Annotated in this window: 18 protein-coding genes; 12 read left to right on the top strand and 6 right to left on the bottom strand. The window is 72.8% G+C overall.

Going from position 1 to position 18804, the window contains the following annotated elements:
- Nucleotides 1–154: 154 nt before the first annotated feature.
- Entirely contained in the window at nt 155–1714 is a 1560-nt protein-coding gene (locus ASG94_RS11655; protein WP_056926638.1) for a phytoene desaturase family protein, read from the top strand.
- 201 nt (nt 1715–1915) lie between these two features.
- Here ASG94_RS11655 and ASG94_RS11650 read toward each other — a convergent pair whose 3' ends face one another.
- The 3 genes from ASG94_RS11650 to ASG94_RS11640 are packed head-to-tail and all read right to left on the bottom strand — an operon-like array spanning nt 1916 to nt 6938.
- On the bottom strand, nt 1916–3352 hold the full coding sequence (locus tag ASG94_RS11650) for an amidohydrolase family protein (protein WP_056926637.1): 1437 nt from the start codon (nt 3350–3352) through the stop codon (nt 1916–1918).
- Between the two features lie 42 nt (nt 3353–3394).
- Nucleotides 3395–4756, bottom strand: a complete 1362-nt coding sequence (locus tag ASG94_RS11645) for a dihydrolipoamide acetyltransferase family protein (protein ID WP_056926636.1) — start codon at nt 4754–4756, stop codon at nt 3395–3397.
- A 1-nt stretch (nt 4757) separates the two neighbouring features.
- Nucleotides 4758–6938: an alpha-ketoacid dehydrogenase subunit alpha/beta gene (locus tag ASG94_RS11640; RefSeq protein ID WP_056926635.1), complete on the bottom strand. Its 2181-nt coding sequence runs from the start codon at nt 6936–6938 to the stop codon at nt 4758–4760.
- Nucleotides 6939–7072: 134 nt separating this feature from the next.
- Between ASG94_RS11640 and ASG94_RS11635 the strand changes: the two genes are divergently transcribed.
- The 11 genes from ASG94_RS11635 to ASG94_RS11585 all read left to right on the top strand — a co-directional run bounded on the left by ASG94_RS11635 (nt 7073) and on the right by ASG94_RS11585 (nt 16379).
- The gene (locus ASG94_RS11635) at nt 7073–7579 is read left to right on the top strand and encodes a VOC family protein (RefSeq protein ID WP_056926634.1); all 507 of its coding nucleotides are present in this window, start codon (nt 7073–7075) and stop codon (nt 7577–7579) included.
- On the top strand, nt 7576–8247 hold the full coding sequence (locus ASG94_RS11630; RefSeq protein WP_056926633.1) for a GntR family transcriptional regulator: 672 nt from the start codon (nt 7576–7578) through the stop codon (nt 8245–8247). The genes ASG94_RS11635 and ASG94_RS11630 overlap by 4 nt, the downstream gene beginning before the upstream one ends.
- Nucleotides 8244–8708 (top strand): (2Fe-2S)-binding protein, encoded by a 465-nt coding sequence (locus tag ASG94_RS11625; protein WP_056926632.1) that lies wholly within the window; start codon nt 8244–8246, stop codon nt 8706–8708. The genes ASG94_RS11630 and ASG94_RS11625 overlap by 4 nt, the downstream gene beginning before the upstream one ends.
- 60 nt (nt 8709–8768) lie before the next feature.
- On the top strand, nt 8769–10844 hold the full coding sequence (locus ASG94_RS11620) for a molybdopterin cofactor-binding domain-containing protein (RefSeq protein ID WP_056926631.1): 2076 nt from the start codon (nt 8769–8771) through the stop codon (nt 10842–10844).
- 64 nt (nt 10845–10908) lie between these two features.
- Nucleotides 10909–11562 (top strand): carboxymuconolactone decarboxylase family protein, encoded by a 654-nt coding sequence (locus ASG94_RS11615; RefSeq protein WP_056926630.1) that lies wholly within the window; start codon nt 10909–10911, stop codon nt 11560–11562.
- Entirely contained in the window at nt 11559–12485 is a 927-nt protein-coding gene (locus ASG94_RS11610; protein ID WP_056926629.1) for an alpha/beta hydrolase family protein, read from the top strand. The genes ASG94_RS11615 and ASG94_RS11610 overlap by 4 nt, the downstream gene beginning before the upstream one ends.
- Nucleotides 12482–13411, top strand: a complete 930-nt coding sequence (locus tag ASG94_RS11605) for an NAD(P)-dependent oxidoreductase (RefSeq protein WP_268788603.1) — start codon at nt 12482–12484, stop codon at nt 13409–13411. Before ASG94_RS11610 ends, ASG94_RS11605 begins: the two co-directional genes overlap by 4 nt.
- Nucleotides 13408–13848, top strand: coding sequence for a cupin domain-containing protein (locus tag ASG94_RS11600; protein WP_056926627.1), 441 nt, complete (start codon nt 13408–13410; stop codon nt 13846–13848). The genes ASG94_RS11605 and ASG94_RS11600 overlap by 4 nt, the downstream gene beginning before the upstream one ends.
- Entirely contained in the window at nt 13845–14534 is a 690-nt protein-coding gene (locus ASG94_RS11595; protein ID WP_056926626.1) for a fumarylacetoacetate hydrolase family protein, read from the top strand. Before ASG94_RS11600 ends, ASG94_RS11595 begins: the two co-directional genes overlap by 4 nt.
- A gap of 67 nt (nt 14535–14601) precedes the next feature.
- On the top strand, nt 14602–15834 hold the full coding sequence (locus ASG94_RS11590) for an MFS transporter (protein ID WP_200958101.1): 1233 nt from the start codon (nt 14602–14604) through the stop codon (nt 15832–15834).
- A 65-nt stretch (nt 15835–15899) separates the two neighbouring features.
- Nucleotides 15900–16379, top strand: a complete 480-nt coding sequence (locus ASG94_RS11585) for a group II truncated hemoglobin (RefSeq protein ID WP_200958100.1) — start codon at nt 15900–15902, stop codon at nt 16377–16379.
- Between the two features lie 6 nt (nt 16380–16385).
- Here the strand turns inward: ASG94_RS11585 and ASG94_RS11580 are convergent, their stop codons facing one another.
- The 3 genes from ASG94_RS11580 to ASG94_RS11570 form a co-directional block, all read right to left on the bottom strand.
- A complete protein-coding gene (locus tag ASG94_RS11580) occupies nt 16386–17159 on the bottom strand; it encodes a GTPase domain-containing protein (protein ID WP_056926624.1) in 774 nt (257 codons plus the stop codon).
- Nucleotides 17160–17289: 130 nt separating this feature from the next.
- A complete protein-coding gene (locus ASG94_RS11575) occupies nt 17290–17727 on the bottom strand; it encodes a VOC family protein (protein WP_056926623.1) in 438 nt (145 codons plus the stop codon).
- A gap of 211 nt (nt 17728–17938) precedes the next feature.
- Nucleotides 17939–18742, bottom strand: coding sequence for a hypothetical protein (locus ASG94_RS11570; protein WP_056926622.1), 804 nt, complete (start codon nt 18740–18742; stop codon nt 17939–17941).
- Nucleotides 18743–18804 lie beyond the last annotated feature (62 nt).

Raw genomic sequence — 18804 nt, 5'->3', positions numbered from 1 at the left:
CGCGCGGGAGACGGCGCCGCGTACGCGTCGAAGTCGCCCCATTCGGGGATGCGGTCGGCGGGGCGATCGGCCGCTCGTGAGCCGGTCCAGCCCGCCCGGAGTGGTTGCAATCGGTTGTGGCCGCTGCCACCCTGACCCCGGAGAGGAGCACGACATGGAGAGCACACCGACCCCGGACGAGCTGCCCGACCGCGCGGAGGTGGTGGTCGTCGGCGCCGGGCACAACTCCCTGGTCGCCGCCGCCTACCTCGCCCGATCCGGGCTCGAGGTGCTCGTGCTGGAGGCCTCAGCCACGGTGGGTGGCAACACCCGCACCGAGGAGCTGACCCTGCCCGGCTTCGCCCACGACTCGTGCAGCAGCGCCCACGTGCTCATCCAGAACAACCCGCTCGTGCGCGACGACGAGCTGGGGCTGGTCGCCGAGCAGGGCCTGCGCTACCTCACCACCGACCCCGCGGTGGTGATGCCGCAACCCGACGGCGACGTGCTGGTGATGCGGCCCGACCTGGAGGCGACGGCCGCGGAGATCGCCCGCTGGTCGAGCCGTGACGCGCGGGCCTTCGAGGAGATGGTGCTCGCCTGGCGGGGAGGTCTCGGGGCGGCCCACGGCCGGTGGAGCTCGGCGCTCCCGCAGCCCGAGGACGACACCACCCGGGCCTACCTGGCCCTGCGGTCGCGCAGCGCGTGGGACGTCGTCCACGAGACCTACGAGCACCCGGTGGTCCGCTCCTTCGTGCTCTGGCTGGCGATGGCCACGATCCAGGACCCGCGCCGCCCCGGCACGGGCTTCCTGCCCTCGTCGCTGGCCGTCGGACGTCTCGACCACGGCTGGACCACGCCGGTCGGGGGCAGCCAGGCGCTGCCCGACGCTCTGGTGCGGGTCATCACCGCCCACGGCGGCACGGTGGTCTGCTCCGCGACCGTCACCGGCTACGTCACCGACGGCGACCGGGTCACCGGCGTCCGGGTGGGCGATCGGACCGTGGCGGCCGGGCGGGCGGTCGTGACCGGTGGACACCTCGCCGTCGTCGCCGACCAGGTCGTCGGCGGCGCCCCCTCCCCCGACCTGGTCGAGGCGCGGGACACCTGGCGCCCGGGACTCAGCGTGCTCGCCGTCCACGCCGCCCTCCGCGGGGACCTCGCCTTCGGCGAGTCGGGGATCGCCAGCGCGGCGGCCGGACTCGGCACCGCCGACGGCATGGCCCGCCACCTCGACCGCTGCGTGGCGGGTGAGGTCGACGCCTACGACCCGTGGCTGCTGGTGGTCAACCAGACCCTCGTCGACCCGAGCCGCGTGGCCGGCGCCGGCGGCACCTTCAAGATCCTCACCATGGCGCCGTGGCGGCGCGCGGACGGGCGGGACTGGGCGGACACCAAGGACGAGTACGGCGCCGCGTTGGTCGACCTGGTGCGGCAGCGGACCCGCGGGCTGGGCGAGCTCGACATCCTGTCGATGCGCACCGAGTCCCCTCCGGACGTCGCCGCGCACAACCCGCAGAACCTCGGCGGCTCCTGCCACGGCGGGGAGTTCCTGCTCGACGGCCGGGTCCTGCCTGGGTGGCCGCGCTACGACACCGGCCTCGAGGGCCTCTTCCTCACCGGGTCCACCACGCATCCGGGCGGGTCGGTCTCCGGCCGGCCCGGGCGCAACGCCGCCCGCACGGTCCTTCAGGCCCTGGGCCGGGACCCGCTCGACGTGATGGGTCCGGGCTGACCCGAGCCGCACGCCGGCGGTGCGGCGTGCGGACACGCGGACACAACCCACTCGGCGAGTACGCCGCGCCGCCTGCCGCGACGGGACCGAAAGGGTTGTGTCCGCGTGTCGTGCCGCCCTCCCCCCACTCTCCGAGCCCGCACGCCGGCCCGTCCACCCCGGAGGTCGTCCCGGGGGGTCCCCCGAGGTGGACGAGGTGCCTCAGCGCGCGAGCAGCGCCGCGATCGCCTGCTCGGTGCCCCGCACGACCCGCTCGGTGTCGATGTCGAGCAGCCGGCCCCCGCGCTTGCGGAAGCGGCCGTCGACGATGACGGTGTCGACGTTCTCCGCCCCCGCGGCGAGCGCGAGGGTGTTGGCCACGTCGATGACCGGGGCCGTGGCGACGTCGTGGCGGCGGACCATCACCACGTCGGCCCTCTTGCCCGGGGTCAGCGAGCCCGTGACGTCCCCGAGGCCCAGGCTGCGGGCCGCGTCGAGGGTGGCCATCTGCAGCACCCGGCGGGTGCCGATCGAGAGCTCCTGCTCGGAGACACCGCGGTGCAGGCCGGTCGTCAGCCGCATCACTGCCCACATGTCGGCCGACCCGACCAGCGACATGGTGTCGACCGACAGCGTGAGCAGCACGTTGCTGTCGACCATGTCCTTGACCGGGGAGATGCCGTAGCCGATGAGCAGCTCCGACATCGGCGAGATGCTGACGCTGGCGCCGGTGTCGCGGATCGCCGCCCGCTCCGCCGGCGTCGTGTAGAGCGCGTGGATCAGCTGGGTGTCCGGGCCGAGCATGTCCTGCTCGCCGAGCTGCCGCACCATCTCGAGCGCACCCTGGGCGCGGGTCGAGTTCGCGTGGTAGCTGACCGGCAGCCCGAGGGCGCGCGCGGCGTCGTACTCCGGACGGAAGACGGCCTCGCCGACCAGTCCCGGCGGACGTCCGGCCAGGCCGAGGTGCATCAGCGGCAGCCGGCCGCTGTTGAACCACTCGCGCTTGACCCGGGCGATGTCGTCGAGGTCGATGACCGAGGTGCCGGGGTAGCCCTGCGGGGTGCCGTAGGAGAAGCGGCCCCGCAGACCGATCTCGCGGTGGGCCTGCAGGTTGGCGTCGGCGTGCTCGGGCGTGCGCAGGTTGTGGGACCAGTCGTTGACCGTCGTGACCCCGGTGTTGAGGGCGTCGACCAGCGCGAGCCGGGCGCCCTGGTAGAGGTCGGAGGGCAGGGCGCGGACGCCGTTGGCGACGTTGAGCGCGAAGTACGCCGTCGCGGGCGACGAGCTCGACATCGACCGGAAGAGAGTGGTCCACAGGTGCCAGTGCGTGTCGACCAGGCCGGGCATCACGACCGTGCCGCGAGCGTCGATGCGCGCTCCCCCGCCGCGGATTCCGCGCCCGACCGCCATGATGCGGCCGTCCTTGACGTGCACGTCGCCGCCGTCGAGGTCGCCGACCGCGGGATCCATGGACAGGACGTAGCCGCCGGTGAGGACGTACTCGCGTGGTCCCGGCCCGTGACCGTGGTCGCCGCCCGGGTTGCCGCGCCCGGCCAGTGCGGGCGCCGCCACGGCACTCGCGCCCAGCGCGCCCGCAGCCGCGGCCGCTCCCCCCAGCACCGAGCGCCGGGTGGGCCCTGCGTTCTGCTTCTTCTCCATTGGTGTCCTCCCAAGGACCCCGGGCGCCGGTCGGCGCCGTCGTCAGGCGAGCAGCCGCACGGGGCGCTCCAGCAACCCGGTCAGCTCCGCCAGCCAGCGCGCGGCGACGACGCCGTCGACGGGCCGGTGGTCGACCGAGAGGGTCAGGCTCATCACGGAGCCGGGTACGACGGACCCGTCCTGCACGACGGGCTCCTCGCGCACCGCACCCACCGCGAGGATCGCGGCGTGCGGGGGGTTGATGATCGCGGCGAACTCCTCGACGCCGTACATCCCGAGGTTGGTGACGGTGATCGAGCCGCCCTCCAGCTCCTCCTGCCGGAGCCGTCCCTCGCGCGCGCGGCCGGCCAGCTCGGGGACGGCACCGGCCACCGACGACACCGACCGGTGGCCGACGTCGCGCAGCACGGGCGTGACGAGACCGCGGTCGGTGGCGACGGCGACCGCGATGTCGGCGGTGTGCCAGCGGCGTACGGCGTCGTCGGTCCAGGTGACGTTGAGGTCGGGCACCCGCTCGTGGGCCAGCGCCACCGCCTTGACGACGAGGTCGTTGACGGAGACCTTCACCTCGCCGTCGAGGGCCTCGTTGAGCTCGGCGCGCAGGGCCAGCAGCCGCCCCACCCGGACCGTGGTGCGGACGTAGAAGTGCGGCGCCTCGCGCTTGCTGGTGGCCAGCCGGTCCGCGACCGCCCGGCGGAGGCGGGTGTGCGGCACGTCCTCGAAGCCGTCGTCGGGCACTCCTTGAGAAGCGACCGGGGCCGATTCGGACGCAGGCGCCGTACGTCGCGACGCGAGCACGGCGTCGACGTCGCGGCGCAGCACCCGCTGGCGCGGCCCGGTGCCCGGGATCTCCTCGATGGTCAGTCCGGCGTCACGCGCGATCTTGCGGGCCAGCGGGCTGGCGAAGACCCGGCCCGGCGACGGTGCGGGACGGCCGTTGGCGGACGCGGAGGTCGCGGGTGCCGGCCCGGCCTCGGGCTCGACGGACGCGGGCTCGACAACGGCGGCGTGCTCTGCGAGGGGAGCACCGGAGCCCGGGTCGACCTCGGGCTCGGTCCGCTCGACCGGCTGGTCGTGGACGTCGCGCCGCTCGGCGACGACGGGCGCCGACTCCTCGGCGACGCCGAGCTCGCGCAGCAGGGCGGCCAGGTCGTCGACCTGCTCCCCCACGCCGCCGAGCACGGCGATCGGGGCCCCCACCTCGACCTGCGACCCGGGCGTCACCAGGGTCTTGAGGACGACGCCGGCCGCCTCGGCCTCGACGTCGACGAGGGCCTTGTCGGTCTCGACGGTCGCCAGCGCGTCGGCGGCGGCGAACTCGGCCGACTCCGCGACCAGCCACTCGGCCAGCACGGCCTCGGTCGCGTTGGCCGAGACGCCCGGCATGCGCAGCACCTGTGCCACGTCAGTACCTCGCGATCTCGGTGAGCTCGGCGATGACCTCGTCCTTCTGGGCGATCGCCGCACGCTCCAGCACCTTGCTGATGCTGGGCGACGCCTCGGCGCCGGTGACCCGACGGACGGGGGCGTCGAGCAGGTCGAAGAACCGCCGGTGGATCTCGTCGGCCAGCCACCCGCCGTACGACGTGCCGACCGCGCCCTGCTCGGCGATCACCACCTGGTTGGTCTTGGTGAGGGACGCCTCGATGGTGTCCCAGTCGATGCTCGCGCGGTCGAGCCAGCGCAGGTCGATCACCTCGGCGTCGACCTGGCCGAACTCCTCGACCGCCTCCAGCACGAAGGGGACCATCCCGAGGTAGGTCAGGATCGTGGCGTCCTTGCCCTCGCGGCGGATCGCGGCCTTGCCGACGGGCAGGCAGAAGTCGAGGTCGTCGACGGGGCCTGGCCCCACCGCGTTGTAGAGGTCGACGTGCTCGAGCACGAGGACGGGGTCCTGGCAGCGCAGGGCGGTGTTCATCAGGCCGACGTAGTCGTAGGGCGTCGAGGGCGCGACGATGCGCCACCCGGCCGAGGTGGCGAAGACGCCGGCGGGGTCCATCGAGTGCTGGGAGCCGTAGCCGGTGCCCATGGCGACCTTGCTGCGCAGCACGAGGGGTACGGCGCCGTCCCCGCCGTACATGTGGCGCGCCCGGGCGACCTGGTTGAAGAGCTGGTCGGCGGCGACCCACATGAAGTCGGCGTACATGAACTCCACGACCGGCGTGAAGCGGCCGTCGAGCGCGACACCGCAGGCGAGGCCGGTGAAGGCGTTCTCGCTGATGGGCGTGCCGAGCACCCGGTCGGGGAACCGCTCACTGAGCCCTCGGGTGGCGCCGTTGGTGCCGCCGTTGAGCCGGTGGACGTCCTCGCCCATGACGATGACGCCGGGGTCGGTCTCCATCCGGCGGCCCAGGACGGCGGCGATCGACTCGACCAGCTTCATGTCGTGGACGGGGACGGCGTGGCCCTCGGCGGCCACGACGCGGGCGTCGTCCATCTCCGAGAGGTCGCCACGGACGCCGACGTCGACCCACGCCGGGTCGGGCCACTCGTCGGCGCGGATCCGGCGCTGGCCGGGCTTGCCGTCGGGGACCGGCTCCAGCAGGACGTCGCCGATCTCCTCCATGACCGCCTTGGCCTGCGCGAGCGCGCGGGCGGCCTCACCCTCCTCGAGGAGGCCGAGGCGCTCGAGGTGCGCGGACGTGACGGTCAGCGGGTCGCGCAGCCGCCACGCCTTCTCCTCCTCCTTGTCGCGGTAGCCGAAGGCGCTGCCCGCGAAGCCGCCGTTCTGGTGGAAGAAGCGGTAGGTGTCGACCTCGACGACGGTCGAGCCGCGACCGGCGCGCATGTGCTCGACGGCCTCGGTCATGGCGAGGTGCACGGCGAGCGGGTCCTGCCCGTCGACCTTCCAGGACGCGAGGTTGAAGCCCATCCCGCGCGCGGAGAGGCGGGGCTCGGCGGTCGCCTCCTCGACGGAGGTGGAGACGGCGTAGCGGTTGTTCTCGATGAAGAAGCAGACCGGGAGCGACCAGGCACCGGCGAGGTTCATCGTCTCGAGGGTGGAGCCGATGTTGACCGCGCCGTCGCCGAAGTAGGTGACCGAGACCGCGTCGGTGCCGGAGCGCTGGTGGGCGAAGGCGAAGCCGGCCGCCTGGGGGACCCCGCCGCCGACGATGGCGTTGGTGCCCATCGCGCCGGCCTCCTTCCACTGCAGGTGCATCGAGCCGCCGCGCCCGTGGCTCCAGCCGCGGTCGAGGCCGGCGATCTCGGCGAGGGTGCGCAGCAGCACGTCGCGGACCGCGTCGGACGGGGGCGCGAGCGGGTCCATGCCCTTGGGCTCGACGTGGTGCAGCGCCTTGGCGAGGAACTGGTGGTGCCCGCGGTGCGAGCCGTTGACCGAGTCCTCGCTGGTCAGGGCGAGCACCGAGCCGACGGCGCCGCCCTCCTGGCCGATGCTGGAGTGGGCGGGCCCGTGGATAAGCCCGGCGCCGGCGAGGTCGAGGACGAGCTGCTCGAAGGCGCGGATCCAGACCAGCTGGGCATAGAACGTGCGCAGCAGCTGCGGGTCGGCGGCGTCCCAGTCCTCGTCGGTCGCGACGACCTCGACCCAGGGGGCGGCGGGCGTGAGCGGGCGGTGCTGGGGCATGGCTCTCCTTCTCGGTGGCGTCGTCACTCTGACACCGATTGGATCCAAAATCTAGAGGCAGGAGTGATGGACGCCACACAACGAGGCGTGCTTTGCTGGGCCCTGACCCCATTTCGGATCCAGTGAGGGAATCGATGGCACTGCCCGGCCTGCGTCGGATCGACCACGTGGGCTTCACCGTGCCCGACCTCGAGCAGGCCCACCGGTTCCTCGTCGACGTGCTCGGCTGCGAGTACCTCTACTCCCTGGGCCCCTTCTCCCACCCGGACGAGGGCGACGACTGGATGACCCGGCACCTGGCCGTGCACCCCGACGCGGTGATGGTCGAGAACCGCTGGTTCCGCCTCTCCGGCGAGACCCTCTTCGAGGTCTTCCACTACTCCTCCCCCGACCAGCAGGCGCAGCCGCCGCGCAACAGCGACGTCGGCGGCCACCACGTCGCGCTGTACGTCGACGACCTCGACGCCGCGATCGACCACCTGCGTACGGCGGGGGTCGAGGTCCTCGACGGGCCCACCGCGAGCCGCGGCCCGGCCGAGGGCAACCGGTGGATCTACTTCCGCAGCCCGTGGGGGATGCAGTTCGAGCTGGTGTCCGCCCCGGGGGGCAAGCGCTGGGACCGGGAGAATCCCCGACCATGAGCGAGACGAGCGGCACCACAGCCAACAGCACGGGCATCGGCAGCACCCGCGTCGCGGCGTACCTCCGCGAGGCGATCCTGGGCGGTGAGCTCAAGCCCGGCGACCGGATCCGGCAGGAGGAGGTCGCCGAGCGCCTCGGCGCGAGCCGGCTGCCGGTGCGCGAGGCCCTGCGGATGCTCGAGGCCGAGGGCCTCACCGAGCACGAGGCCCACAAGGGCGCCCGGGTGCCGCGGCTGTCGCCGCACGAGGTGGACGTGGTCTACCGGATGCGCGAGCGCCTCGAGCCGCTGGCCCTCGCCGAGAGCCTGCCACAGCTCGGCCCCGACGAGCACGCGCAGCTCGCGGAGGTGCAGCAGCGGATCGAGGACAACGAGGACCTCGAGAAGTTCCTCGACCTCGACCGCGAGTTCCACATGCTCACCTACTCCGGCTGCCAGATCGACCCGCTGATGTCCAACGTGACGCGACTGTGGAACTCCACCCAGCACTACCGGCGCGCGTTCGTCGCGCTGGGCGGTCGCAGCCGCATGTGGGTGGTCAACTCCGAGCACCGGCTGATCCTCGACGCCGTGGTGCGCCGCGACGCCGACGACGGCGAGCGCTTCCTCGGCGGCCACATCCGGCGCACCCGCATCGAGCTCTCCCACCACCCGGAGGTCTTCGGGTGACCGGCTTCGAGGTCAACGGCGCGCACGTCGAGGTCGGCGGCGACCCGGACACGCCGCTGCTGACGGTGCTGCGCGACGACCTCGGCCTGGTCGGCACCCGCTTCGGCTGCGGCCAGGGGCTGTGCGGCGCCTGCCACGTCTCCCTCGACGGAGCCGTCGTCCCGTCGTGCCGGACGCCGGTGTGGCAGGCCGAGGGTCGCTCGGTCACCACCGTCGAGGGGCTCTCCGCCGACGGCACGCCGCACCCCGTGCAGCGCGCGATCCTCGACCGGCAGGCCGCGCAGTGCGGCTTCTGCATCTCCGGGATCGTCGTCCGCGCGGCCGCCCTGCTCGACGCCGAGCCGGACGCCGACGCCGCCCGGGTGGCCGAGGCGCTCGACGGCAACCTGTGCCGCTGCGGGGCGCACCGCCGGATCGTCGACGCCGTCCTCGCCGCCCGGCAGGACCCGGTCGGTGGTTGAGGTGCGAGGAGCCCTGGCGACGAGCCTCGAAACCCCCTGCCCCCTCACGACGGCCACGTCATGACCGACCTCCCCCCGCACGTCATCACCAACCCCCGGCTCGGCAGCTGGGTGGCGGTGGCGGGCGGGGTGGACGGCGGGATGGTCGAGGTGCGGGTCGGCAAGGCCGAGCTCGGCCAGGGCATCGCGACCGCGCTCGCCCAGCTCGCCGCCGACGCGCTCGCGCTACCGCTCGACCGGATCCGGATGGTCGCGCCGCACACGGCGCTCGGTCCCGACCAGGGCCTCACCGCCGGCAGCCTGTCGGTGCTGCAGACCGGTCCGACGCTGGCCCACGTCGGCGGCGTGGTGCGTGCGCTGGCCGGGCCGACGTCGCCGGTGGCGGAGTACGTCGCGCGCATCGCCGGCCTCGACCCGACTCTGGACCTGACGACCGTGGAGCCCCTCGCTCCGGTCGCGGCCGCCGCCGTCGGTCGCAGCGAGCCCCGGCTCGACCTGCCCGACAAGGTCCTCGGCCGGCCGCGCTTCCTGGCCGACCTGCGACCCGAGGGCCTGCTGCACGGCCGGGTGCTGCGCCCGCCGTCGGTGGGTGCGGTGCTGCGGTCGGTGCCCGACGGCTGGACCCTTCGAGACGGCTCGTCCCTCGCCTCCTCAGGAACCGGCAAGCCGGGGGTGACGCTGGTGCGGGACGGCTCGTTCGTCGGCGTGGTCGGCGAGCGCGAGGCCGACGTCGACCGGGCGCTGGAACAGCTCCGCGGGGACAGCGACTGGGACGAGCGCGACCTGCTCCCCGACCCCGACGACCTGCCGGGCTGGCTCCGCTCGGGGACCCACGAGGAGGTTCCCGTCCTCGACGAGGAGGGCGCACCGGGCCCGGGCAGCGACGTCGTCGAGGCGTCGTACTCGCGCCCCTTCCTGGCCCACGCCTCGATCGCGCCCAGCGCCGGGCTGGCGACCTGGACCGACGACGGGGTCCACGTCCGCTCGCACAGCCAGGGCATCCATGGCCTGCGTGACGCGATCGCGGCCGCGCTCGACCTCGACCCGGGCACCGTCGTGGTCGAGCACGTGGAGAACGCCGGCTGCTACGGCCACAACGCCGCCGACGACGCGGCCTTCGACGCGGTGCTGCTGGCGCGGGCGGTGCCCGGGCGGCCGGTGCTGCTGCGCTGGACCCGGCCCGACGAGCTCACGTGGGGGCCGCTGGCCCCCGCGATGACGGCGACGCTGCGGGCCCGGCTCGAGGGCGGGCGGATCGCCGGCTGGTCCCACGACGTGTGGAGCCAGGGGCACAGTGCGCGGCCCGGCTACTCCGGCCACCCCGGCCTGATCGCCGGCGCCGACCTCGCCACCCCGGTGCCGCTCCCCCCGTCCACCGACCCGCCCCTCGCCGCCGGCGGCGGGACCACCCGCAACGCGCTCCCGGCGTACGACGTGGGGCCGCGGCGCGTGGTCGGCCACCGCAAGACCGACTCCCCGCTGCGCACCTCGGCGATGCGCGCGCTCGGGGCGCACCTCAACGTCTTCGCCATCGAGTCGTTCATGGACGACCTGGCGCACACCACCGGCGCCGACCCGGTGGCGTTCCGGCTCGACCACCTCGCCGACCCGCGGGCCCGGCACGTCGTCGCGGAGGCCGCCCGGATCGCCGGGTGGGGCGAGGAGCTGCCGGAGGACACCGGCCGCGGCCTGGGCTACGCCCGCTACAAGGACCGCGGCGCGCACTGCGCGATCGTCGCCGACGTCGAGGTCACCGATGACGTCGTCGTACGCCGCCTGGTCGTCGTCGCCGACGTCGGCCGGGTGGTCAACCCCGACGGTGCCCGCAGCCAGCTCGAGGGCGGCGCGACCCAAGCGACGTCGTGGACGGTGAAGGAGCGGATGGCGTTCGACCGGCGACGCCTGCTCGGCACTGACTGGGAGGCCTACCCGGTGCTGCGTTTCTCCGAGACGCCCGAGGTCACGGTCCACCTCGTCGACAGCGACGCCCCCTCGACCGGGGCCGGCGAGGCCGCGCAAGGGCCGACCTCGGCCGCGATCGCCAACGCCGTCCACCACGCGCTGGGGGTCCGGGTCCGCGACCTCCCCCTCGACCCCGCCGCCATCGTCCGAGCCATCGACGCCCTCGGCGGTTGAGGTGCGAGCGCAGCGAGCCTCGAAACCCGATCCCCCGTCCCCAGTCCCCGAGCAAGGAGTCACCATGAAGCAGCCCCGCATCTCCTACGTCGCCTACGACGACATGGACCCCCGCATGCAGGCCGAGATGGACCGCAGCGCCCGCGAGGGCACGCCCCGTCCGGAGACCAACGCGGTGCGCGCCCACGTGCCCGCGGCCTTCTGGGCCTTCGCCGAGCCGTGGGAGAAGATGTTCCGCAACGGCGTGTGCGACCACGCGATCAAGGAGCTGTGCCGGGTCTACATCTCCCGCACGGTGAGCTGCGAGTTCTGCGGCAACCAGCGCTCGGTCAAGGGCAGCCAGCAGGGCCTGGTCGAGGGGCAGTACGACGACCTCCTCAACTTCGAGTCCTCCGACAAGTTCGACGACCGCCAGAAGGCCGCGCTCGCCTACGCGCAGGCCATCGCCTGGAACGAGGACGACCGCGACGGCCTGTGGACCCGGCTGCACGCCCACTTCACCGAGGACGAGCTGGTCGAGCTCGGCTGCGTCATCGCGCTGACCTTCGGCCAGCAGAGCTGGATCCGGCTCCTCGACGTCGACCACCACCAGTACATGGCCGGCACGTCGGCCTCGATGGCGCCCGGCTTCGAGGACGCCGAGGCGCTGGCCGCGTCCAAGGCCAGGGAGGACTACTGGGCCGCGGGTGCTCCGGGCACGTCGAGCGCCTCCCGGTGAGTGCCGCCGACTGGGGCGCCCCCGACACCCCCGTCCTGGTCGAGCCGCTGGCCGGCTCCGACCGCCCGGCCCACTACCTCATGGCCGAGACCCTCGACGGCCTCTACGCGCCGTACGCGCTCCGGCTGCCCGACGGGCCGGGACCGCACCCGTTCGTGCTCGTCGCCTACGGCAACGGGGGCGGCGGCATGGGGTGGCTGCACGACCGGGTGCACCGCTTCCGCCACGTCACCGACGTGCTGCTCGACGCCGGGTATGCGTGCGCGTGGGTGCGTTACCGCACCGAGGTCGAGCTCGGCTACCAGACCGGCGGGGCCATGCGCAGCACGGTGCGGCAGGGCATGGGCCTGCTGAGCCGCGCGCCGCTGGAGTACGAGGACGAGGTCGCGATCCTGAGGCACGTCGCGGTCCATCCCGCGATCGACGGCGACCGGCTCTTCCACGTCGGCGTCAGCCACGCCGGCGAGATGCTCTTCAAGCTGCTCTCGCAGTACCCCGGCCTGCTCCGCGCGGGCGTCGCGGCCGAGCCCGCCTCGCACGAGCTGCTCACCCTGCGGCTCGACGACGTGCCCACCGTGACCAGCGACGGCGGCCTGCGCGACATCGAGAGCATGGAGATCCGCAGCACCGAGCGCGCCCGCGCCCGGGTCGCCGACCCCGACGAGGTGTCGGCCCGGCTGGACGGCGTCGACATCCCGGTGCTGGTGCTGGGCCGCGACGAGGACGAGCTCCAGGGGATCTTCCGGCTCACCTACGAGCTGCTGGCCGAGAAGCGCGCCGACGCCGAGTGGCGCTCGTGGTCGCACGACGTGCACGGCTACATCTACCCCGAGTCCGACGCCGACGGCGTCGCGCAGGTCGACGACGTCCAGCGCGAGGCGCTGGCCGCGATCGTCGACTTCCTGGACCGGCACAACACGTGACGCACCGACAGGCACGAGAGGAGCGAGGCATGTACAACCACATCGAACGCGTGGGGTTCGTGGGGCTCGGGGCCATGGGCTCCGGGATCGCCCGGCGGCTCATGGACGCGGGCCACACCGTGGTCGGGTGGAACCGGACACGCAGCAAGGCCCAGGACCTCATCGACGCCGGGATGGGCTGGGCGGACACGCCCCGCGAGGTGGCCGAGCAGTGCAACGTCGTCCTCACGATGCTCACCAACACCGCCGCGATCGAGGGCGCGGCGCACGGCGACGACGGCCTGCTCGCAGGCCTCGGTGCCGGCCAGGTGTGGGCCGACCTGAGCACCATCGCCCCCGAGCGCAGCGTCGCGCTGTCGGAGGAGGTCGCCGCGACCGGCGCGCGCTACCTCGACACCCCCGTCTCCGGGTCACCCGCGACCCTGGCCGCCGGCCAGATGTCGGTGATGGTCGGCGGTGAGCGATCGGCGTACGACCACGTCGAGAAGCTGCTGCACGCCATCGGCCCCAAGGTCACCTACATCGGCCCCAACGGCCACGCGATCCTCACCAAGGTGGCGATCAACCTCTCGCTCGTCGTGTCGGTGACGGCCTTCGCGGAGGCGGTGACGCTGGTGGAGAAGGCCGGCGTCGACCGGGCCGCCGTGGTGGACGCCGCGCTCAAGAGCGTGATCGCCTCGCCGGTGATCGGCTACCGCGCGCCGCTGCTGGTCGACGACGACACCGTCTTCGCCGACGTCGAGCTGCAGCAGAAGGACCTGGTCCTCGCCCAGGAGCTGGGCCGCACGCTCGGCGTCATGCTGCCGACCTGCTCGGCCGCGAGCGAGATGCTCAGCGCCGCCCGCAGCAGCGAGCTGGCCGACCGCGACTTCCTGGTCAGCGTCGCCGACGTCTACCGCCGGGCCGCGGGGGTGGAGGTCCGATGACGACCTCCGAGCAGGCGAAGCCGCCCTTCCGCACCACCGTCGACGAGGTCCCCCTCGAGCAGGGCCTGCGCGAGGAGGAGGGCTGGGTCGACATGCAGGTGCAGTACCTCATCAACTCCGAGCGCGGCCGCTCCGACGGCCTCACCGTCGGGCGGACCGTGCTGCCGCCGGGCGCCCGCCACGAACGGCACCTGCACACCGACGCCGACGAGTTCCTCGTGGTGATGTCGGGTCGCGGCGAGATCCACACCAACAAGGGTCGTGAGCCGTCGCAGGCCGGGGACGTGATCTTCACCCCGCGCGGCAACTACCACGGGTTCGTCAACACCGGGGACGAGGACGTGCTGCTCATCTGGGGTTGGAGCGGCGCCGGGTCGCTGGCCGCCGCGGGCTACGGGATGCCCGGTCCCGACGACGAGTTCGACGACCCGTCGTGAGCCTCGACCCGCGGATCCACGCCGGTACGACGGCGATGCTCGCCGTCCGTGCCGAGGCTCACTCCTCTGGCGCCGGCCCGCTGGGGTGGAAGCTCGGCTTCGGTGCGCCTGCGGCACTGGCCCTCTTCGGCACCGACCGCCCGCTGGTCGGCTTCCTCACCGCCGACCGGCTGCTGGCCTCCGGGGCGGACGTGGACGTCACGGGGTGGACCACCCCGATGCTGGAGGCGGAGGTGGCCGCCCACCTCGGCGCCGACGTGGCGGCCGACGCGACCCCTGACGAGGCGCTGGCGGCGGTGGCGGGCTGGTCGGTGGCGATCGAGCTCGCCGACCTCGACCCGCCGCCGTCCGACATCGGGGAGGTGCTGGCCGGCAACATCTTCCACCGGCACGTGCTGCTCGGGACGGTCGTCCGGGTCCTGCCTGCCGGCCTCTCCTTCACCGTGTCCCGCGACGGCGAGGCGTTCGCGTCGACCTCGACGCCCTTCGACCTCACGGGCGAGCCGGGGAAGGTCCTGGCCTCGGCCGCCTCGACCCTGGCGTCGTGCGGGGCGGCGCTGTCGGCCGGCGACGTGGTCATCACCGGCTCGGTGGTCGCCCCCATCGACGTGAGCGGCGGCGGGTCGTGGCACGTGCTCGCGCCGGCGCTCGGCGAGGTGTCGGTGGAGCTGCGGTCCGGTGCCTGAGGCGCCGGACCCGGTCCCACCCGGGCTGGCTCCGGACGGCCGTCCGCGCTCACCTACGCTCAATGACGTGCACACTTCTGCCCCGAAGGCCCCGACGGAGCCCTCGCGGGACCGCAAGAAGACGATGGGCCGCGGGGTGGCGATCGTCGCCACGGTCCTGATCGCCATCAACCTGAGGCCGGGCGCCTCCTCGGTCGGGCCGGTCCTGGAGGAGATCACCGCCGGGCTCGGCACCGGCTCCGGCGTGGCCGGCATCCTCACCGGCCTGCCCGGGCTGTGCTTCGGACTGGTCGGCGCGGCCGCGGTGGGCATCGCGCGCCGGATCGGCATCACGACGGGCATCGCGGTCGGTATCACGCTGGCCGCGGCGGGCCTGCTGCTGCGCAGCCAGACCGACACCGCGTGGGTGTTCCTCGCCCTGTCGGCGGTGGCGCTGTCCGGCATGGCCGTGGGCAACGTGCTGGTCCCGGCGTGGATCAAGGCGCATCCCTCGTCCGGCAACGTGCTGCTGCCGACGATCTACGGCACCGGCCTCATCGTCGGCGGCACGCTCGGCTCCGCGCTCACCGCGCCGGTGGCCGCCGAGGTCGGCTGGAGCAAGGCCTTGGCCATGTGGGGACTGGTGGCGCTGACGGCGCTGCCGATCTGGGCGTGGCTGGCCTTCCGTGAGCGCTCATTGACGCCGGCGGAGGAGCCCGCCGCCGACCCGACCCTGCGGATCTTCCACTCCCGCACCGCCGTGGCGATGGCGACCCTCTTCGCCGTGCAGTCGATGCACGCCTACGTGCAGTTCGGCTGGCTGCCCCAGATCTACCGCGACGCCGGCCTCTCCCCGTCGGCCGCGGGCGCCATGCAGGCGATGCTCACGGCGTTCGGGGTCGTCGGTGCGCTGATGATGCCGACGGTGATCGCCCGCTCGCCGAACCTGACGCCGTGGATGGCCTCCTTCAGCGTGGCCCTGCTCGCGGGCTACTCCGGGCTCCTCCTGGCCCCGGCGACATTGCCGTGGCTGTGGGCGCTGCTGCTCGGCTTCTCCGGCTTCGCGTTCCCCACGACCATCGCGATGCTCACCGCCCGCACTCGCGACCACGCCGTCACGGCCCGGCTGTCCGGCTTCGTCCAGCCGGTCGGCTACCTGCTCGCGGCGGTCGGCCCCGTGCTCGTCGGGATCCTGCACGCCGCCACCGACAGCTGGACGATCCCGATCCTGCTGCTGATGGCCACCGTCGTCCCCTTCACCTGGGCGGGGCTGCGCGTCTCGCGCCCCGTGTACGTCGACGACGAGCTCGCCACCGACTGACGTCACGTTTGTCGTTCCCCTCTGACCGGTCGCGTGCACGGGCACGTCCGGGGTCTACTGAGGTCATGAGCGACATCGGCGAGCCGGAGCTGCCCACGTTGTACTCATGGGCGGGCGGCCTCGTGCCGCTACGCCGGATGATCGACTGCTTCTACGACCGCGTGGAGGCCGACGACGACTTGTCCGGCTTCTTCCCGGGCGGGGTCTCGGTGCACCACCGCGAGCACGTCGCGGCGTGGTGGGCCGAGGTGCTGGGCGGCCCGGACACCTACACCCAGCAGCACGGTGGGTACGAGTCGATGCTCCGACACCACCTCGGGTTGGCCATCACCCCGGCGCAGCGGCAGCGGTTCGCCGCCACGATGAGCCTCGCCGCCGACGAGGCAGAGCTGCCCACCGACCCGGAGTTCCGGGCGGCCATCATCGGGTACCTCGAGTGGGGCACCCGGCTGGCCATGGAGAACTCGCAGCCAGGGGCCACACCCGTCGAGCACGCTCCCACTCCACGATGGGGATGGGGTGTCGCGCCGCCGTACCAGGGATGAGGGTCGTCAGACGTGACCGCTGAGCTGGGCGAGCCGGACCGCGAGGGCGTCCACCATCGCGCCGGCCTTCTTGGCCGAGACAGCCGACGTGCGGTCGCCGCCCTGGCTCGACACCGGGAGCACGTCGACCGAGAGCTTCGCGCCGCCGGCGAGCGCGCGGAGCTCGTCGACCTTGGTGCCGAAGGGCGACCCGCTCCCCGGGGAGTAGTACTCGACGACGTCGTCCAGCTCGTCGGCGTACAGGTCGGTCTTGGTGACGGCGATGACGAGCCAGATGGGTCGGTCGCGGCGGACGGCCATGGAGGCGATGCGGTGCGCGGTGATCGACCAGTCCTCGAGCTCGGCGGCAAGCTGCTCCTCGCGGCTGGCCGTCGCCTGGCCGGACGTGCCGGCCACACGCCGGGGCGTGGCGTACCCGTTGGCGACGACGTGGATGATCCCGTCGACCGGCTCGTCGTGGAAGACCTCGTCGAGGGCCGAGAGCCGCGTGGCCGCGTTGTCCCCCGGGACCACGAGGAACCGGAAGCCCTGCAGCCTGCGCGAGCGGCGGGTACGTCGCTCCATGACGGCCGAGCCCACCTCGCCCACGCCGTCGCCGGAGGTGCGCCGGGTGAGCCGGTTGGCCAGCTCGGTCTTGCCGACCCCGGTCATGCCGGTCACGGCCACCGTCGGGAAGCGCCGCCGGAACAGCCGGCCCACGCGCTCGGGAGCGGCCGTCAGGCCGGACAGGACGCCGCCGGCGATGGTCGCGCCGAGGGCGGCGCGTCCGGAGCTGGGCATGATCGTCCGGAATCGGGTGGATGTGCGGGACACGAGACTCCTCGGCTGCGCATGAGGCGGGCTGGCACGCCCGAGCCTACGTTCGGCCTCGCCCGTGCCCCTTGATGCGGTCACCGACGGAGAGCAGGGGTCAGCCCTTCTGCAGCTCCTCGGCGAGCATGACCAGGATGCCGCTGGGGCCGCGGAGATAGGTGAGCTTGTAGATGTCCTCGTACGTCGCCACGCCGCGCAGCGGGTAGCAGCCGTGCCGCGCGGCGATCTCGAGCGCCTCGTCGATGTCGTCGACCGAGAACGCCACGCGGTGCATGCCGATCTCGTTGGGCAGGGTCGGCTCTGTCTCGATCGCGTCGGGATGGATGTACTCGAAGAGCTCCAGACGACCGTTGCCGTCCGGCGTCTGGAGCATCGCGATCTTGGCGTGGTTGCCGTCGAGGCCGACGGCCGTGTCGGTCCACTCGCCGCTCACCGTGTCGCGGCCGAGGACGGTGAGCCCCAGGTCGGTGAAGAAAGCGATCGTCGCTTCGAGGTCGCGGACCGCGATCCCGACGTTCTCGAGCTTGATGGGCATGCACTGCAGGCTATCGAGGTCGCGGGCCTATACCGCGCTTTGCGGGCGGCCACACCAGAAGCCCGTACGCAGCATGTGCTTACACGTCCTTGTGCCGATGGCGTTGCGAGAAGACGATAAAGGACTCACCAGGTCACAGATTATGAGGTCGTCTAAGGCGGCCGCGTTGTCCGCCTATTCGACTGTCGCGATGCGGGGCATAGACAGGCCCTCATTGCATCAGCGTGACGATCCTTGCAGACAGTGCGTCTGGCCGCGGTCGCCGTATGACAGCGAAGTAGTCGCAACGCTCGTCCGCCGGGTTCCAAGCGATGCCTGTTCCGTGGGGCCGCACAAGCCGGCGCTTGCCGAAGATCGCTTGGTTCGGATCGTTCAGGAGAGTCCAAAGGCGACCACCTTCGCCCACACACGAGAGTGCAGCAGAGACGTGGTCACGCTCGGATCCGTCATGGGCGTGCAGGGCAGCAACGAGCCCGTCCAGCATTGGCTTGATTGAGGAGGCAAGGTCTCGGTCCCAGCGCGATCCGACGTCAACTTCAATGCCGAATCGTCCGTCGTATGCCGTGCCCGCGTAGACGTGTAGGGACGTGCGGAAGTCGGCCCACCAGTGCGCCGGCGTACTTGCTGTTGGCATGTGGGTGAGCTGAGCCGAAGCAAGTCCGGCGGCGGAGGGCGAAATCACCGCCGCCGGCTCTACGACGCTGTAGGTGACGCGGTGGAGGTCATCGACGCTCGCCTTACGCTGGCAGACGATCCCGTGCTTGGCAAGGTGCGCGTAGCAACCTGTGCCGACGTTGTAGAGCAGGACGTTCTCAAGATCAACGAAGCTGTCATCTGGCGTGCCGTACTCGGCGACAAGGATGCCCGTGGGGCTTGGCGTTATCGCACGCAGAGCGCGTTGTAGGGCGCCTCGGTAGTCGCGGAGCCACCCCCGGGGCTCGAACGGCAAACGCACGAGACTCCACGCATCGACGCGCTGGTGATCGACGGCCACCGCAAAGGGAGGCTGCTCCATGTGACAAGCATGCGCTGTCCACATGCCGATGGCCAGCACGGGCTACCGCGGCGAATGACTGC

It is taken from the genome of Nocardioides sp. Soil805 (assembly GCF_001429625.1).
Taxonomy (GTDB): Bacteria; Actinomycetota; Actinomycetes; order Propionibacteriales; family Nocardioidaceae; genus Nocardioides.
Note: the sequence above shows the minus strand (reverse complement) of the source record. Positions and strands in the feature narration are given on the sequence as shown.

Coding starts and splice junctions, on each gene's coding strand:
- ASG94_RS11575 (WP_056926623.1), bottom strand. CDS start 17,727: ATGCCCATCAAGCTCGAGAACGTCGGGATCGCGGTCCGCGACCTCGAA.
- ASG94_RS11635 (WP_056926634.1), top strand. CDS start 7,073: ATGGCACTGCCCGGCCTGCGTCGGATCGACCACGTGGGCTTCACCGTG.
- ASG94_RS11655 (WP_056926638.1), top strand. CDS start 155: ATGGAGAGCACACCGACCCCGGACGAGCTGCCCGACCGCGCGGAGGTG.
- ASG94_RS11585 (WP_200958100.1), top strand. CDS start 15,900: ATGAGCGACATCGGCGAGCCGGAGCTGCCCACGTTGTACTCATGGGCG.
- ASG94_RS11650 (WP_056926637.1), bottom strand. CDS start 3,352: ATGGAGAAGAAGCAGAACGCAGGGCCCACCCGGCGCTCGGTGCTGGGG.
- ASG94_RS11615 (WP_056926630.1), top strand. CDS start 10,909: ATGAAGCAGCCCCGCATCTCCTACGTCGCCTACGACGACATGGACCCC.
- ASG94_RS11620 (WP_056926631.1), top strand. CDS start 8,769: ATGACCGACCTCCCCCCGCACGTCATCACCAACCCCCGGCTCGGCAGC.
- ASG94_RS11630 (WP_056926633.1), top strand. CDS start 7,576: ATGAGCGAGACGAGCGGCACCACAGCCAACAGCACGGGCATCGGCAGC.
- ASG94_RS11600 (WP_056926627.1), top strand. CDS start 13,408: ATGACGACCTCCGAGCAGGCGAAGCCGCCCTTCCGCACCACCGTCGAC.
- ASG94_RS11580 (WP_056926624.1), bottom strand. CDS start 17,159: ATGCCCAGCTCCGGACGCGCCGCCCTCGGCGCGACCATCGCCGGCGGC.
- ASG94_RS11570 (WP_056926622.1), bottom strand. CDS start 18,742: ATGGAGCAGCCTCCCTTTGCGGTGGCCGTCGATCACCAGCGCGTCGAT.
- ASG94_RS11640 (WP_056926635.1), bottom strand. CDS start 6,938: ATGCCCCAGCACCGCCCGCTCACGCCCGCCGCCCCCTGGGTCGAGGTC.